Source organism: Burkholderia sp. LMG 13014 (assembly GCF_905232215.1).
Lineage (GTDB): Bacteria > Pseudomonadota > Gammaproteobacteria > Burkholderiales > Burkholderiaceae > Burkholderia.
In genome coordinates, this window is sequence record NZ_CAJNKE010000030.1 from 1 (window position 1) to 15,891 (window position 15,891).

Here is a 15,891-nt window from a genome sequence, read left to right on the forward strand (position 1 = left end):
GCCGAGTCATAGGTCGCGTTGGGCCCGCGCTTCCAGTCGATCTTCAGTTGCGCGCGTGCCTGGATCGCTGTCCACGTATCGCGCGCGACGACCGCCACGCCGCCAAGCGGCTGGAACCCGGACGGCAGCGGCGTTGGCGCGAGCGACACGACCTTGACGACGCCCGGCAGCTTCTCCGCCGTCGACGCGTCGAACGACGCCACCGTGTCACCGTAGGCTGGCGGTCGCGCGACGACCGCATACAGCATCCCGTCGAGCCGCGTGTCGATTCCATAGTGCGCGCGGCCGCCGACGATATCGCGCCCGTCGATCAGCGCCGTTTCGCCCTTGCCGATATAGCGGAATTCGGCGGGCGCTTTCAGCACCACCGTTGCCGGATCCGGTGTCGGCAACGCGGCCGCCTTCGCCGCCAGTTCGCCGAAGCCGAGCTTGCGCCCGCTCTTCGTGTCGACGACCTCATGCACCGTCGCCTTGACCTGACGCGCATCGACGCCCCACGCCGCGGCGGCAGCCTGTTCGAGCATCGTGCGCGCGGCCGCGCCCGCGCGACGCAGCGCGGCGAAACTCTGGCGCAGGCTGCGCGACCCGTCGGTGTTCTGATTACCGTAGCGCGGCTCGTCGCCGACGGCCTGCGCGACCTTCACGCGCGTCCAATCCGCACCCAGTTCGTCCGCCACCACGAGCGCGACGCTCGTGCGCACGCCCTGCCCCATCTCGGAGCGGATGCAGGTCACGGTGACCGTGCCATCCGGCGCGATCGCAACGAACAGGTGCGGATCGTCGCGCAACCCGTGCGGCATCCCCGCGCCGCCATACTGCGGATTCGCGCTGACGGGCGGCTGCACGGGCACGGCCGCACGAACCAGCGACGGCACGCCGAACGCAAGCAGCAGCCCGCCGGACGCGAAGCCGAGCAGCAGCGCGCGGCGGCTTTCGTTATGGACGGAGAGTTCGGGCGCACTCATGCGGCACCTCCGCGGCGCACGGCCAGACGGATCGCCGCGCGAATGCGCGTGTAGGTGCCGCAGCGGCAGATGTTGCCCGACATCGCATCGTCGATGTCGGCGTCGGTCGGATGGGGATTCGTCTTCAGCAACGACGCGGCCTGCATGATCTGCCCGGACTGGCAGTAGCCGCACTGCGCGACGTTCAGTTCCTGCCAGGCCTGCTGCAGCGGATGATCGAGATCCGTCGACAGTCCCTCGATCGTCGTCACGCGCTTGCCGGAAGCGGCCGCGACGGGGGTAATGCACGACCGGATCGCGACGCCGTCGAGGTGCACGGTGCACGCGCCGCACAGTGCCATGCCACAGCCGAACTTGGTGCCGGTGTGGCCGAGGACATCGCGCAAATACCAGAGCAACGGCATGTCGGGATTGCCGTCGAAGTGCTGCTCGCTACCGTTGACGGTCAGCGTGATCATCGTTCACCTCCTGGTTGCGGTGCCCGCATCTGGCAGGCATCGAGTGGGGATTCGAACGGCGCGGCGCACATTCCGAACAACCAGGCTGGCAAGGCGCCGTGTCGTGGGCCGAGTTGCCTGCAAACACGGCCCGGCAGATACATGTCAACGATGCGGCCGCCCGGTTGCCTGCGCAACATGACAACGACTTCCCGGCCGCTTGCTCGTCCGCATGGATCGCCGACCGCATTATCGAACCATTTCGGATTTGCCGTCGGATCGGGGCGATTCGCGCGTTTCAGGTCATCGGAGCGGGAAAGTCGCCCGGGGATGGAATGCTGCGGCCGGCCACGCTTGCGGATGAGACAGGCCGGTGATTCAGGTATCGATGTCTCGATGCGCGGCCGAAGGCGATTCGCTCTCGCTGCCGGATGGCGACGGTCCGCGATCACCGGACGCCTCGCTGCGACGGTAGTAAAGCCAGACGACCAGACCGCCCAGGGCAATCAGCGGGCCGAGGGACAGGAAATGCTCGATCGCGAAATCGCTCACGGGTTGCGCCCCGTAGCTGCCGCCACTCACCTGAGCCGCCGCTCCGAGGACGGCAAGCACTCCCCACGCTGCCAGAACCAGACCGACTGCGACTGCGATCGCACCCATCGTCGACTTCCGCATTGACCTCTCCGTCAACCATCGTCCTGCCAAGCGGATACGCCATCGCGCCAGGGATGGGCTCGTCCGCTGCAGATTGCCGAAAAGCATACACCGACACGCACGATCGTCGCCGGGTCGCGAAACACATGACTTCGTTCGGGAATGGATGGCACGCTGGACGAACCGGCCGTTGCGATGTCGCAATCCGTCGAATTTTTCTACGCGCCGACAGGGATTGCCGGTTTGCCCGGAAGCGGTCGTTGTCGGGTTGGGTGCGGCCGCTCACGCAGACACACGAATTCGCCGGTCTCGCCGAACGGCGAGATCGCGCAAACGCAAACGTCCGGCCGGCCGCCTGGCCGGACCGGATCATCGGATGACGGTAACGAGCCGTTCGGGCGCTAGCGCGCCACCACCCTCACCGCGACCTCAACGCCTGCAATCCCAGCGTGAGCGGATTCATCGGCATCTCCGACGTCCCCATCGAAAAGCTCGTCGCCTTCGTGGGTGCCCCCGGATTACGCATCAGCGCGTGAACGATCCGCTCGCTCGCATGACCGTCGCCGTACGGATTGCTCGCGTGCGCCATTTCCCCGTACGCGCTCTCGCTGTCGAACAGACGCGAGGCCTCCCACACGATCCGCTCCTGATTGGTGCCGACGAGCCGTGCGGTACCGGCCTGGATCGCTTCCGGCCGCTCCGTCGTTTCGCGCGTGACCAGCACCGGCTTGCCCAGTGCCGGCCCTTCTTCCTGAATGCCGCCCGAATCGGTGATGATGAAATGCGCGCGCGACATCAGGAATACGAACGACAGATATTCCTGCGGCTCGATCAGGTAGATGTTCGGCACGTTGCCGAGCCGTGCACGCGCCGGCTCACGCACGTTCGGGTTCATGTGCAGCGGATAGACGAACTGCGCGTCGCGATAGCGATTCGCCAGCATACACAGCGCATCGCAGAAATTCTGGAACGGCTCGCCGAAACTTTCGCGGCGATGGCCGGTGATCAGCACCACGCGTCGCGACGACTCGAGAAACGGAAACTGTCCCGCGACCCGCTCCGTCAGCGCCGCGGTGCAGTCGAGCATGCGCTTGACCTCGTGCAGCGCGTCGATCACGGTATTGCCGGTCAGCACGACCGCCCCGCCCGGTACGCCCTCGCTGAGCAGGTTGTCGCGTGCCTGCCCGGTGGGCGCGAAATGCCACGACGACACCGCGTCGGTCACGCGGCGGTTCAACTCCTCCGGCCACGGCGACCAGATGTCGCCGCTGCGCAAGCCGGCCTCCACGTGCCCGACCGGCAGATAGCGGTAGAAGGCCGCAAGACTGACCGCGAGCGTGGTCGTCGTATCGCCATGTACCAGCACGATGTCGGGACGCAACTCGTCGAAGACGACGCCGATCGCCTGCAGAATGCCCGTCGTCACGTCGGTCAGGGTCTGACTTTGCCGCATCACGTTGAGATCGTAGTCGGGCTTGATGTCGAACAGCGTCAGCACCTGATCGAGCATTTCACGGTGCTGCGCGGTCACGCATACCCTGGCGTCGACGCCCGCTTGTGCCTTCAATGCACGCACCAGCGGTGCCATCTTGATGGCCTCCGGCCGAGTCCCGAACACAAGCAAAATCTTCTTCATCGTTATCCTCGTTGAGCCATTTCGCGCTGAATGACCCTGCTCGTGGCGCGAAGCATGTATTCAGGCGGCACCTCCCGTACTCGCACGCAGCCGACACGTTGCGATGTCGCGGAGCGAGTGCGCCGCCCGGTTCGCGCGGTCTACGCCACGCGAATCGTCGTACTACCGGCGTCCCGTTGCACTTGATCAGTCACGTCATGAGTCGTTCCTCGCTGAGCCTGGCGTCACCTCTGTTCTTCACTTCCCTTCCACTACAGCAATATTCAAACCAGCCGCCCTGCAGCCGTGTGCGGTTCACCCTGCATGCACCGCGCATACGCAGCGAGCGACGGAATGTTTCACAACTGCTACGCGTGTCGCAGCGCCGGATGTGCGCGATACAGGCACCTATCCGGGCAGTCGTGCGGTTCCTTCGGCGACGTCGTCCGACGAATCGCGAACCCATGTCGAGCGCTCTTTGCGCGTCGGGTCTCACGCATCTGTCGAAGCGCGTTGCGCTTCCTTGATCCGCCACTTTTGTCTGTGCAGCAGGCGACACAATCGACCACTCGGCTGAGGTCATGCACGAGGGATTTACCCGGCACGCAACGTCGTTTACGTCGCACGAATCGGGAGGGTGGGAAACGTTGCGAATGTGTAACGCAGGTTTTGAACGGGGGGGTTGCATCGGAGTCCGGTCGATGCAACGCATGCGTCCTCATGCAACGCACCGGCATTCCGGCCGATGCACACGCAACGAACGACGCGATGCGCATCACCGAGCAGGGTCGTGCCGCCGAGGTCGCACAGGTTCGGCAGACAATTCGCTCGACGCATGACGCGTACGGGCCGTAACGCCGATCGCGCTCGGGCGCTCGGCCTGCGCACGCTGATTCTTCGATGAATCAAAATCCGCCGCCATCGTCTGCGCCACGCGCCTGCCCTCCACCCCGGCCCCTTGCTGCGCGCGGCATCGCGGCCGATGGCTCACGCCTTGCTTAATGACAGTCAGGTGTACCCCGAAGCGCCCGCCCGACCGCGGACGAACGGGGACGCCCAAGCAACGAAGCAGGGACGAATCGCAACGCGTCCGCCGGGAGCGAAAGACAAGCGCTCGTGCGCGCCGAACGTGCCGACGTGTCCTGTTGCAGTACGTGCGATCCGCGAGCCTGGTTCCGGCTCGAAGTGAAGAACCGGGCCGCGAACGCCAATATCGGTACCCGCCTCGGGTTCACCCGCGCCACGGTGAACCGAGCCACAACGTCGACGCGCTCGCCGGGTGCGACGCGGCCAACGCCGCGCCCGGCGACGATTGCACAGGACCGCCGCGCAGGCGCCCAAGACCATGAACCGGCCCGCGCTTTGCCCGACCGTACGCTCGCGCGTAGCGGCCACCGTCGCGCTGTGCCGCCTGTGGCACGTCGCCTGTTGTATCGCTGCGTGCGGCTTCGCGCTGCACGCGAGCGCCGCCGAACTCCGGCTCAACGGGATGTACCAGCGCGCCGACGGCGCGATCACCGTGCGCGTGAACGGCGTCGGCATCGACCCGTATTTCGCGGCGAAAGCGCTGCTGGCCGCGTCCGACGCGCAACTCGACGCCCGTCCGGCTGCGCTCGCGTGGATCGCCTGGGTACTGCCGCGCCAGCGTCCGGATGGCGGCTTCGATCGCTATTGCCTGAAGAACGGCCGCTACCGCGCATGCGCCGACGCGGAAACCGACGACGCGATGATGGCGACCTGGATCGAACTGCTCGCCCGCTTCGCGCCGCCTGACGGCTTGCCCGCCGCATGGGAACTCAGCCTGAACCGGGCCGGCCTGCATCTGGACACGCTGCTCGACAAGCCCTCCGGCGTCTATCAGATCTCGTCGTCACTGCACGTCGCGTTGCTGATGGACAACGTCGAGGTACACAGCGCGTTCCAGGCACTCGCGGCGTACTACGTCCGGCGCGCCGACTACACGCATGCGGGCCCGTGGAGCCAGCGCGCCGACCGGCTGGCATCCGCGATCCTGAAGGTGTTCTGGCGCGGCACGGAATCCGGATTTCGCGCCAGCACGCAGCAGGTCAGCGACACGAGTTTTTATCCTGCGAAGATCGCGCAGATCCTTCCGCTCCTCTCTGACATTCAGGTTCCCGAACAATCTGGCGAGACGATCTACGCGCAGTGGATGAGGAAGTACGGCAAGAGCTGGCCGCAACTCGCCGACACCGATTATCCGTGGAGCTTGATCGCGCTGGTCGCGGTCAAGATGAACGATTGGGGCACGGTCGCCTGCTGGCAAGCGCGATCAGCGCCATACCGGCACGGCGCACACTGGAACGTACTGGAGGAGTCGCTTTATCTGGCATTCGAAAGACGGATGGCCGCCCCCGTCATACCCGCTCGATGCGGATTCACGACGGCGGCGGCAACGGCGACCGCATCGCGCTGACGCAAGGGTGCGTGCGGTCCATGATGACTAAAAGGGAAGGAGACGTGTCATGTGTGGCATCGTCGGCGCGGTCGCGCAACGGGACATTGTCCCGATTCTGATTGAAGGTTTGCGTCGCCTCGAGTATCGCGGCTACGACTCATGCGGCGTGGCGACGGTCGTCGACGGCCAGGCGCGTCGCGAGCGCAGCGTGTCGCGCGTCGCCGATCTCGACGCGCACGTGCGCACCGCCGGCCTGACCGGCAGCACCGGTATCGCGCACACGCGCTGGGCGACGCACGGCGCGCCGGCAACCTGCAACGCGCATCCGATCTTCTCGCGCGATGAAATCGCGCTCGTTCACAACGGCATCATCGAGAACCACGAAACGTTGCGCAAGCAACTTTCAGATGCGCACTACGAATTCGATGGCCAGACCGACACCGAGGTCGTCGCACACCTGATCCACAGCAAGTACCGCGGCGACCTGCTCGCCGCCGTGCGAGCAGCGACATCACAGCTTCACGGCGCCTACGCGATCGCCGTGTTCAGCAAGCACGAGCCGCAGCGACTGATCGGCGCGCGGGTGGGCTCGCCGCTCGTCGTCGGCGTGAAGGATGGTGAATGCTTTCTTGCCTCCGACGCGCTCGCGCTCGCCGGCATCACCGACCGCTTCATCTTCCTCGAGGAAGGCGACATCGTCGAGTTGACGCCGGGCGGCGTGCGCGTGCTCGATCGCGGTGGCGCACCGGTCGAGCGCGCGGTACAAACCATTTCCTCCGCCGAGGCCGCCGTCGAACTCGGGCCGTACCGGCACTTCATGCAAAAGGAGATCTTCGAGCAACCGCAGGCCGTGGCCGCGACCATCCCGGATGCGGGGCTCTTCGATCCTGCCGTATTCGGCCCGGACGCCGCGCGGGCATTCGAGCAGATCGACAACGTGCTGATTCTCGCGTGCGGCACCAGCCACTACTCCGGCCTGACGGCACGCCGCTGGCTCGAAACGATCGCGCGCGTGCCGGCGCAAGTCGAGATCGCGAGCGAATACCGTTACAGCGATGCGCTCGCGATGCCGAATACGCTGGTGGTGAGCGTGTCGCAATCCGGTGAGACCGCCGACACGCTCGCCGCGCTCAAGTACGCACAGGCGCTCGGCCATATCGACACGCTGGCGATCTGCAACGTGCCGACCAGCGCGATGATGCGGCAGACCGGCCTGCGCTTCCTGACGCGGGCCGGCCCGGAAATCGGCGTCGCGTCGACCAAGGCGTTCACGACGCAGCTCGTCGCGCTGTTCATTCTCGCGGTCACGCTCGGGCGGCTGCGCGGCTACGTCGACGATGCGCAGCTTGCGCGCTATACGACGCAACTGCGGCGGCTGCCCGGCGCGCTCGAGGATGTGCTCGGGCTCGAGCCGCAGATCGAGCGCTGGGCGGCCGAATTCTCGCAGCACGAGAATGCGCTGTTTCTTGGGCGCGGGCTGCACTACCCGATCGCACTCGAAGGTGCGCTGAAGCTGAAGGAGATTTCGTATATCCACGCGGAGGCGTATCCCGCCGGCGAACTGAAGCATGGGCCGCTCGCGCTCGTGACCCACACGATGCCCGTCGCGACGATCGCGCCGAACGACGCGCTGCTCGAGAAGCTGAAGTCGAACATGCAGGAAGTGCGCGCGCGCGGCGGGCAGCTTTACGTGTTCGCCGATGCCGATACGCGGATCGACAACAGCGAAGGCGTGTCGGTGCTGCGGATGCCCGATTACTACGGGTTGTTGTCGCCGATCCTGCACGTCGTGCCGTTGCAACTGCTCGCGTATCACGCGGCGTGTTTGCGTGGCGCGGATATCGACAAGCCGAGGAATCTGGCGAAATCGGTGACGGTTGAGTGAGGGGGTGGGTCGCCGGGGGCGGACTAGTGAAGAGCTTCGAGGGATCTAACTGGTCCGCCCTACACGATTCGAACGTGTAACCGACAGCCTGGAAGACCGAAATAATTCACTTTGATCTAAATGGATCGAAATCCTTAAAATTCTCCTGTGCGTTTTCTACACGACAGACAATGTAAGAGACGCCAGGACACCAAGGGAAATTTCACGATAGAGACGGTTTCGGGCTACAAGTATGTGCCTGGGCGGCAACAAACTACCTACTGGAACAATAAGCAACTCGGCCTCGGCTTGTGCATCACCGCATCGGGAACGAAGGCGTACGTGTATGAAAGCCGTCTTGTTGAAAAGACCGCCCGTACGACAAGAGAGTCGCCAAATACCCGAACACTCGAATGATTTTTTTTACCGCATGAAATCATCTAGCCTCGGAGTGCGATTGCGTAACCTGGCGCCTGATTCGACAGGAGTCAGGGAACGGAATTGCTCGATCGCAAGGCACGTCAAGCGCTGGGCTGGTGGCACTCACTAAACTGCCCTTTAACGAACACCTCATGCAAATGGATGAGCATCACAACCGACTCCGCTGTCTTCCACCACGCCGCGCTCCACCTCGCTAGCGCAGACATCGCCCTCCGCCTCGATCCACATCGGTTCGAATGGTGAACTCAAGTGATAGCTCAGTAGCTTCGGAATGGGTTCGCGGCTACCTATCGTCTCGGCAAGCGTAGCCTCTTCTCCTGTGGCTCCCTCGACCTCGTGAATAGAGCGCAAATAGTCGTTGATGCTCAGCGAGAGATCGCGGATCTGATACCACTCGAGGCTGTCCACGACATGAGGAAAACTCACGCGGATCCCGGCGGCCTCCACCGTTGCGCCCGCCAGCAAGCGGCGCTGTGCCAGTGAACCAATCCGATCGACGCGGCCGTTTTTTTGTTCGATGCCAATCGGGCTGCCCGAAATGCCGAAATGCGTTACGCGATCGCAGCAAACATGCAAATCCTCGCCCTCCTGCAGCACGCTGGTCGACACCAGTACGATCGGATAGCCCGGCATCCGAAAGCGTCGCGCAATCGAACTACGTCCCTTGGTGTTCTCTCCGCTCGCGCTCTCGATCGGCGCGAACGGTGTCAGTTGTTGTTGGATAGCTTGTCGCCACTGCCGCCGCGGCTTGCGCCCCACGCCCTGCAGGAAGTCTGCAAAATTGGTCTTGGCGATTTGCTCCCAAGCTTCGGCCAGATTGCGCAGGATCGATGCCGTGCCAAATCGGCTGCCCAGTGAATCGCGCTGACACACCACCAGTAAGCGCTCGACGAGATTGCTGGCCGACTGGTAACCATCGTCACGGTTTGCCCCCAACCAGCCGAGATACAAATCGATGAAGGGATGGTCGAGGCGAAGCAGCGAGAAAAGCACTTCGCGCTGCAAATCGAGTGCGTCCAGCCGCGCCGATGGCTCCGAAGCGCTAAAGCCTCCGATATCGGAGTCGTCAGCCTTCGCTTCCGCGGCAAGCATATCCCAAGCCGAACGCCAGCTCGGCAAATATACCTGGCCCAAATCGTGGCGATAGAATGCCAGTGCCACAGTCGGTACTCGCAGCAGGGCCTCGGCCGTTTCAACGCCAATTTTCTGAGCGGGGACCATCGCATCGGTCTCGAACAATAGCGTCGCAAGGTGTTCCTGGAGCAGATCGAACGGCCGAGCCCTTTCGGCGGACAGACGCTCAGCAAGTAACTGAGCCCAGGCGGCTTGCAAGCGCCGGTAGCGAATCAGAGGCGAATCGGCACCGGGCAGTTGCGAGGCACGCTCGGCAATTTCCCGCACCGGAATCTCGGGCAGATCGCTGCAATGCGCACCGATGAACGACCGCCAATCGAGTTCGCCGATAATCGATTCCATGCGCTCCGGATTGCGCAGCCGTTCACGCAACTGGCTCGGCAAAGGCAGTGCCGGCTGCCGCGCGGAGATGAAGCCCTTCCCCGTATCATCGAGCGTGCCGCGAAAAAACCAGCTGAACAAGGTATCACCGGCCGCCGGCAACTCACCGTCGAGCCCGACGTCATTGGCTGCTGCCGATGGCGTGCGCAAACAGGCGTCAGCGCACCGCGCCTGATTCAACTCGTCAGGATGTCGCAGCATGCCCTCTACGAAAAGATAGTTGCCAAGCCAGTCATCGTACGCCCGGTTCAGTCGCAAGCGCAGATCGTCCACGCTCTTCAGGCGGCGCACGAATACCAGTTGCTTGTGCCCCTGTTCGAATGCCTCGACTGCCAAGCGGCGAGTCTCAGTCTCGAGCTTCGGATGCGGCGGCTCCTCACCGAAGGCACCGCGATACGAGCCCACCAGATCCGCCATCAAGGAACCGTCGACGGCGGTACGCGCTTCGCGACTCGCGCCTTCGTCCTGGCTGCGATCCAGCGCCGCGTCGTCGTCAACGAAGCCTAACTTTTCTGGATTGGGCTGCACCGCCGACTTGCGCGGCACCGAGTAAGCCTCCCACGAGGAAAACATCGCCATCGGGAAACGTCCGCCATGCTGGCAATCGAGGTGTTCGATCAGGCGTTTTTGCACAACAGCCGTGAAGATGCGTTGGCGCAGTTCGTCCTGGCTTGTATCGTCGGCGAAACGAATTCCGGCTTCGGCGCGGCGTTCGACACGATACTGATTGCGGCTTAGCACCTGATCCCCGAGCCTGAGCTTCTGCACGCGCCGCACCAGATACGGTTTCAGATCTTCCTGAAGATCCTGCCACTTCTCGCCCTTTCGTCGGCGCTCGGCAAGCGCGGCAATCGCCTCATGCGGCGCTACCCCGTCGCCCGGACCACGTGGCTGCGCGAACAACTGGAACTGACGTGCCAACTGCAACAAGTTGCGGTCGAACGGCGTGCCGGACAGTAGCAGCGCTGCACCGAAGCGACGCGATCCGTCTCGTTCGTGGGTGCCGAGCGCCCGCGCAAGAAAGCGAAGGCGATCGGCGGCATCGGCGCCGCCTTTGAGCAAATGGGCCTCGTCGACGATCACCAGATCGTAGTAGGGAATCGCGTGATTGAGGACCGCGGCCGCGTGTTCCTTGAAATCGTCCTTATTGTTCGCCTGGTCCAGATCGACCGTCACACCGCCATGCGCAGCCAGCCTCTCGACACGATCACGCCAATCTTTGCGATCTCCATCGAGCTTGAAGCTCAGTGCCGACAGCGGCACAAATGTGTCGAGCAATTCCGGATTTTCGACAGAGCACCTCAACCAATCGTCGACGTTGAAACAAGCGGCGCCTAGCCCCTCCTGCATGCAATCAGATGCGCGTTCACGGCGATGCTCGCGACGCACGTTGTTGCGAATAAAGGTGGGCAACTCGCGGCCGTGCCACTTCTCCAGCACGTTGCGCGAAGGCGCCACGTAAAGCACGCGGAAGTCGGGCTGCAGGTGCCGGAACAACGCAACCGTTGCGAGCGCAACATAAGTCTTACCCATCCCTACTTCATCGCCGAGATAGGCGCAAGCATTGCTCAACAGCATCCGATGCAGGGCCACGGCCGCATCGAGTTGCTGCGCACCAATATCTTTGAGATCGCGGATGCCTGCCGACATGTCGAGTAGCGCCGCAGCCGCACTGCGTGTCCAGGGACGATGCCGAGACAGCCATTCGATCTTCTTCACTGGACCTCCATTTTCACCGGTTGCGGCATTACATCGCGCTCGCCGCCCGGCTCGCAGAGAAACATTTGCTGCGCCCATTCGATAAATTTTGACTGGCCGATCGCCTTGAGCGGCGGCGTGTCGATCAAGCGTTCGAGACAACGTTCGGCGCGATGACGCAGCGCCCTAGCAACCCGCAACTGCTCGTGATCCCGACAGATCTGCAAGATCCACTGCAGCATGACCCATGCCGCTACCGCATCAAGCGGCTTGCCACCTTCCGGATTCGCGATGCGCTCGACGAGGTTGGCCAACGTATCCGGCCGCGGCGCGCCGAGGTAGTACTCGATACGAGGAAATACGCCGCGCGCGCGCTCCTCACGCAAGCACTGGCGTAGCAGATAAAAGCTGCCATGCACCGACGCCATTGTGACGAACATGTCGTGCTCCTCCGAGGTGACCGGAGGTGACTCACCGTCCTTGAAGCGCCGGTTAAGGATGATTTCGAGCGGATCAAAGTCTCCGGGTTGAGAGCCATTGCGCCCGCCCGTCAGGCTCCGCCACATATCGATGATGCGCCACGCATCCGGGCACAGATCTTCGCGGGGCGGACGAAAGTCGAGTTCGGTCTGCCGGACCCAGACCAGAGTCATGCGCCCATCAGGAAACGCCACGCAAATCCACGGATTCGCCTGCAGGTCACGATGCAGCGTATCATCCGTCCCGACGATGATGGACGTGGGCAGCACCCAAGTTCCACGCCACTCCCGCCCCTGCGCGTCGAGCACTTGTATCGGTACGTCGGCAAACTGTTCACGATCGCTCTCGCGTACGAATTGCAGGTTCAATTCTCCGCTCTGCCAATTGAAGCTCGCCAGCAGATCCGGGCAGTCGTCATCGACACCTTCGTGTCGCGCCGGCTCGGTGGGCTTCAGAAAACGTGTCGGCACTTCCTCGACGGGCTCGAGCCATGCCCCACCTCGATCCGGAAAGACAAAGCCCGCCTCGAAATTGACATGAAACGCCTTGTTGCTGAAATTCACCGAACCCATGAAGACAAATTTTCCGGGCAGACGGATCAGCTTGGCATGCAGGAACCGTGGCGTGGCATCGCGTTGCCGGCTTGCGGTCAGCAACTTGTCGCGCATCCGACACCAACGCAGATCAGCGACCTTGCTCAATGCACAATAGGTAGAGTTCTCGATCAACGCCGCGGGCCCACCGGCCTGCCAGGGGTCGACCGGCAGCCACAAATCGATGCGTTTGCAGCCCGTCACGTCGAGTAGATCCGCGACCAAAGACGCCTGATCCGATTCGGCGAAGTACGGCGAGATCACCTCGAGCACTGCACGACTGCCACGCTTCTGCACGCAAGCTTTCAGCCAACCGAGAAAGCTGTCTTCCCCGGGCAGGAATACGCCAAACACCGCTTCGCCGGCCTTCGCCCGAGCCGGGACTGCGCGCACCAAGCTGTCGCGCAGGCGTGTAGTGGCTTTACTCGCCGGACTGTTTTCCGACAGGTGATCGAGTAGAGTCAGCAGCCCTGGCAGCAGTCCGGCCGGGGGCTTGGCTGGATCGAATGCGTCGGTCAGGTGGAAAGCCTCGATGTTTTCCCACCAGCCGGCTTGGGTCAGGTTGGCCGAGCCTGCCCCGAGGATGCATCGCGTGGAGCCGGCCTGGTTTTCCAGAAGCAGCAGGATAACCTTGCCATGAAATTCGCCTTGCGAGCGCATCGGCTTCATCTCGTAGGGCAGCAACGGGCAGCCGGCCATGACCACACGTTGATCGAAATAAACGTCAATTTCGATCGGCACGTCACGCAGCAGCGCTTCTACTTGTAGCCGACGAACCGCCGAAGTCAACGACAGGTCTGCCTCACCCTCGGGTAGCAACAGCGGCAGGATCGACGATTCGAAGAATTCGGGCTCAAAGGCGTAGGTGGTAAACACGGCGTATCGAACGCGATAGCCGGGCAAGCCTTCGATCGCACCACGCAACGCGGCCTTCATCATCATCCACTGAGTGCTTGTCTCGCTCATACCTGCTCCTCCAGTCGCGCAAGACCAGCTTGCTGAAGAATATTCAGGAATGCATCGAGAAAGAAGCCATGGCTATGCGAACGCATCCAACCCGCAAAGTGCTCGCCGTCGAATTCCCGCGCTGCCGGCAGCACACCAGGCGCCGTGTTCATCACAACCTTGATCCGATCGTTCTCCCAGTAGCACCATGGCGAGCCTCCGCGCCCGTTGGCAACGCGCTCATGATGGGCGAACAGCCGCTCGGTGGCTTCACGCCATGCACCGCGCGCCATGGAATCGCAAAACGCGCTCAGGCCGGCGGCTCGATCGTGCCATTCCCGATCTTGAATCTCGGCCGAAAAATTCGGCACAGCAGGCTGACCCAACGGCCAACCCGACAGCGTTGCGAGACCATCTTCGATCTCGGCGGCTTCGCGGCCATGGCAACCCAGCAACCATCGGAACGTCAGCGTCGACAATGCCAGCACTTCGTCGAAGCGCAACACGCGCATGGCAAAATCCTTGAGCACATCAGATTCTTTGCTTAGATGAACCAGGAAATCACGTGCAACCGGTAGGCTGGAGGCGCCCTTCGTGACCGTCACGGCCTGATCGAACACTTCACCGTGCCACCCCCGCCGTGCATCGCCGCCGGACAGCAGACACTCGGCCAGGATCTTGCGCGCCTCCTGATTGCTCAACAGTCCCTCAACCCACTGCACCATTCGTTCCAACCCGGCCTCACCGATGCGGGTCTGTTGCTTGTCGGTCGCGATACGCCAACCATCTCCGGGCGCGGACGCAAGAAACATATCCACAATCTGCTCGCCTTGCGGCGACGGACGCCGCATGGTGTCGGTCAGGCCGGCAGCGGCCAGCGCGGTTGAATACAAGCCCCACAATCCAGCCTGCCGCGGGTTGTCAAGGATGCGTGCCTCGAGGCCACGCCCCAGCGACACGGGAAACGACTCACTGTTCTGGATCCGGCGCACTCCGAGCACGCTGCCGCTGGGTGCATTGAGCGCAACGCGAGCGCGCGAAGTCAACTGCTCGAATCGCTCGAAATGCTCCCAATCGGTTCGCCCCGTCTTCTCGTCCACGCACAGACGGAAACCCACCAGCGTCACAATGAAGTTATCGAGATGGCGAGTGACCGTGGTGAGATTGCCGACAAGCTTGCGTCCGATCGCCGACCACAAGTGCTCGATCCCTAGCGGATCGCGGCTGCCGCGAGGCCGCATGCTGTCATCGAATTCCGTGAAGAAGAAGCTCATTCGGCACGCTCGGTTTCGATCATGGGCGCTCCCGCATACACGGCCGGCACTCGATTCGCAATCCCGAACGGCACATGAACCATCGGGATGTTCCCTCCCGGCGATTTGAGATGGCTGATCTGGTCATCAAAATAGATGTGCGGGCGCAGCACGTCGAGAATCCGCGCCTTCTCCATGCCGCCGAGAAAAAAAGACTGATCCGGCGTCACGCCCCAGCTCTTAATCGTAGTGACCATACGCTCATGCGCCGGCGCATTGCGGGCTGTAACGATCGTGACGCGCACGGTCTTCCGATAGGACGTATCCTGCGCCTGCCGCTCCGCCTCAAGCTGCTGCAGTGCTGAAAGCTGTCGGAACAGCGAGGCCATCAGCCCCGGCTGGTGCGGGATCTCGCGGCGATTCATTTCATGCGCCTGGAATTCGCTTACGTCGTTGTTGCGCTTAAACACGGTTTCGGATTCGTCGTCGGCAAGCACGCCGTCGAAGTCGAAAGCCACACGCAACTCAGTATCAAGCTCGTCGTCGAGCACTTGCGACGGCAAAACCAGCCCGGCCGGATATTTCGCGGCGACGGCATCGCGTACGTCCTGCTCGTTGGCTGTCAGGAAGAGCGACGCGTTGAAGGCCGGAATGTACGCATGAGGCGATCCGCCGGCCATGAAAGCCGCGCGCGAGATGTCGAGTCCGTAGTGTTCAATCGAGCGGAAAATACGCATCCCAGTTTCGGGTGAATTGCGCGACAGAATCACTACTTCTACCGGCTTTTGATCAGGAAATACATGGTTGATGCCGAGCAGCCGCTTGATGAACGGAAACGCCACGCCCTTGCGAAACGGTTCATCGAGTTTCTTGCGCTGATGTCGGCGATAGGCCTCCACGCCCCGGCGACGATAGATTCGGTCTGAATCGGAAAGATCGAACAGCGCGCTCGAGGCCACGCCTACCACCAGTTTCTCTTCAATCGGGTACGCCATAAGCTGTTTCAGGTTTCCTG

Annotated in this window: 11 protein-coding genes; 3 read left to right on the forward strand and 8 right to left on the reverse strand. The window is 62.8% G+C overall.

Going from position 1 to position 15,891, the window contains the following annotated elements; translation table 11 throughout:
• The 4 genes from JYJ84_RS06465 to wecB form a co-directional block, all read right to left on the reverse strand.
• Positions 1 to 965, reverse strand: a 965-nt coding sequence (locus tag JYJ84_RS06465) for a molybdopterin cofactor-binding domain-containing protein (RefSeq protein WP_205189138.1), incomplete at its 3' end; no start/stop codon positions are given.
• A complete protein-coding gene (locus tag JYJ84_RS06470; RefSeq protein WP_011351636.1) occupies positions 962 to 1,423 on the reverse strand; it encodes a (2Fe-2S)-binding protein in 462 nt (153 codons plus the stop codon). The genes JYJ84_RS06470 and JYJ84_RS06465, both read right to left, overlap by 4 nt.
• 357 nt (positions 1,424 to 1,780) lie before the next feature.
• Positions 1,781 to 2,077 carry a hypothetical protein gene (locus tag JYJ84_RS06475; protein WP_236027290.1) on the reverse strand — a complete coding sequence of 99 codons (297 nt, stop codon included), beginning with the start codon at positions 2,075 to 2,077 and terminating at the stop codon, positions 1,781 to 1,783.
• Positions 2,078 to 2,474: 397 nt separating this feature from the next.
• A complete protein-coding gene (gene wecB / locus JYJ84_RS06480; RefSeq protein WP_174957172.1) occupies positions 2,475 to 3,692 on the reverse strand; it encodes a non-hydrolyzing UDP-N-acetylglucosamine 2-epimerase in 1,218 nt (405 codons plus the stop codon).
• 699 nt (positions 3,693 to 4,391) lie between these two features.
• On the opposite strand from wecB, the gene JYJ84_RS38225 reads away from it, so the two are divergent.
• From JYJ84_RS38225 to glmS, 3 genes are all read left to right on the forward strand, one after another.
• Complete coding sequence (locus tag JYJ84_RS38225; RefSeq protein WP_265343088.1) at positions 4,392 to 4,526, forward strand: hypothetical protein; 135 nt, start codon at positions 4,392 to 4,394, stop codon at positions 4,524 to 4,526.
• Positions 4,527 to 5,016: 490 nt separating this feature from the next.
• Entirely contained in the window at positions 5,017 to 6,105 is a 1,089-nt protein-coding gene (locus tag JYJ84_RS06485; protein ID WP_175221337.1) for a hypothetical protein, read from the forward strand.
• A gap of 49 nt (positions 6,106 to 6,154) precedes the next feature.
• Positions 6,155 to 7,972 carry a glutamine--fructose-6-phosphate transaminase (isomerizing) gene (glmS, locus tag JYJ84_RS06490; protein WP_174957174.1) on the forward strand — a complete coding sequence of 606 codons (1,818 nt, stop codon included), beginning with the start codon at positions 6,155 to 6,157 and terminating at the stop codon, positions 7,970 to 7,972.
• A 549-nt stretch (positions 7,973 to 8,521) separates the two neighbouring features.
• On the opposite strand, the gene JYJ84_RS06495 is transcribed toward glmS, so the two are convergent.
• From JYJ84_RS06495 to JYJ84_RS06510, 4 genes are read right to left on the reverse strand one after another with little or no spacing between them, the layout of a single operon-like run.
• Entirely contained in the window at positions 8,522 to 11,626 is a 3,105-nt protein-coding gene (locus JYJ84_RS06495) for a DEAD/DEAH box helicase family protein (RefSeq protein WP_175221336.1), read from the reverse strand.
• Positions 11,623 to 13,644 (reverse strand): phospholipase D-like domain-containing protein, encoded by a 2,022-nt coding sequence (locus JYJ84_RS06500; protein ID WP_122945015.1) that lies wholly within the window; start codon positions 13,642 to 13,644, stop codon positions 11,623 to 11,625. Before JYJ84_RS06500 ends, JYJ84_RS06495 begins: the two co-directional genes overlap by 4 nt.
• Positions 13,641 to 14,897 (reverse strand): hypothetical protein, encoded by a 1,257-nt coding sequence (locus JYJ84_RS06505; RefSeq protein WP_175221335.1) that lies wholly within the window; start codon positions 14,895 to 14,897, stop codon positions 13,641 to 13,643. The genes JYJ84_RS06500 and JYJ84_RS06505 overlap by 4 nt, the downstream gene beginning before the upstream one ends.
• Positions 14,894 to 15,871: a 5'-nucleotidase gene (locus JYJ84_RS06510; protein ID WP_122945012.1), complete on the reverse strand. Its 978-nt coding sequence runs from the start codon at positions 15,869 to 15,871 to the stop codon at positions 14,894 to 14,896. The genes JYJ84_RS06505 and JYJ84_RS06510 overlap by 4 nt, the downstream gene beginning before the upstream one ends.
• Positions 15,872 to 15,891 lie beyond the last annotated feature (20 nt).

What these genes read in the sequence shown, in the direction of transcription:
- wecB (WP_174957172.1), bottom strand. Translation starts at nt 3,692, where the DNA reads ATGAAGAAGATTTTGCTTGTGTTCGGGACTCGGCCGGAGGCCATCAAG.
- JYJ84_RS06505 (WP_175221335.1), bottom strand. Translation starts at nt 14,897, where the DNA reads ATGAGCTTCTTCTTCACGGAATTCGATGACAGCATGCGGCCTCGCGGC.
- JYJ84_RS06475 (WP_236027290.1), bottom strand. Translation starts at nt 2,077, where the DNA reads ATGCGGAAGTCGACGATGGGTGCGATCGCAGTCGCAGTCGGTCTGGTT.
- glmS (WP_174957174.1), top strand. Translation starts at nt 6,155, where the DNA reads ATGTGTGGCATCGTCGGCGCGGTCGCGCAACGGGACATTGTCCCGATT.
- JYJ84_RS06500 (WP_122945015.1), bottom strand. Translation starts at nt 13,644, where the DNA reads ATGAGCGAGACAAGCACTCAGTGGATGATGATGAAGGCCGCGTTGCGT.
- JYJ84_RS06485 (WP_175221337.1), top strand. Translation starts at nt 5,017, where the DNA reads ATGAACCGGCCCGCGCTTTGCCCGACCGTACGCTCGCGCGTAGCGGCC.
- JYJ84_RS06510 (WP_122945012.1), bottom strand. Translation starts at nt 15,871, where the DNA reads ATGGCGTACCCGATTGAAGAGAAACTGGTGGTAGGCGTGGCCTCGAGC.
- JYJ84_RS06470 (WP_011351636.1), bottom strand. Translation starts at nt 1,423, where the DNA reads ATGATCACGCTGACCGTCAACGGTAGCGAGCAGCACTTCGACGGCAAT.
- JYJ84_RS38225 (WP_265343088.1), top strand. Translation starts at nt 4,392, where the DNA reads ATGCAACGCACCGGCATTCCGGCCGATGCACACGCAACGAACGACGCG.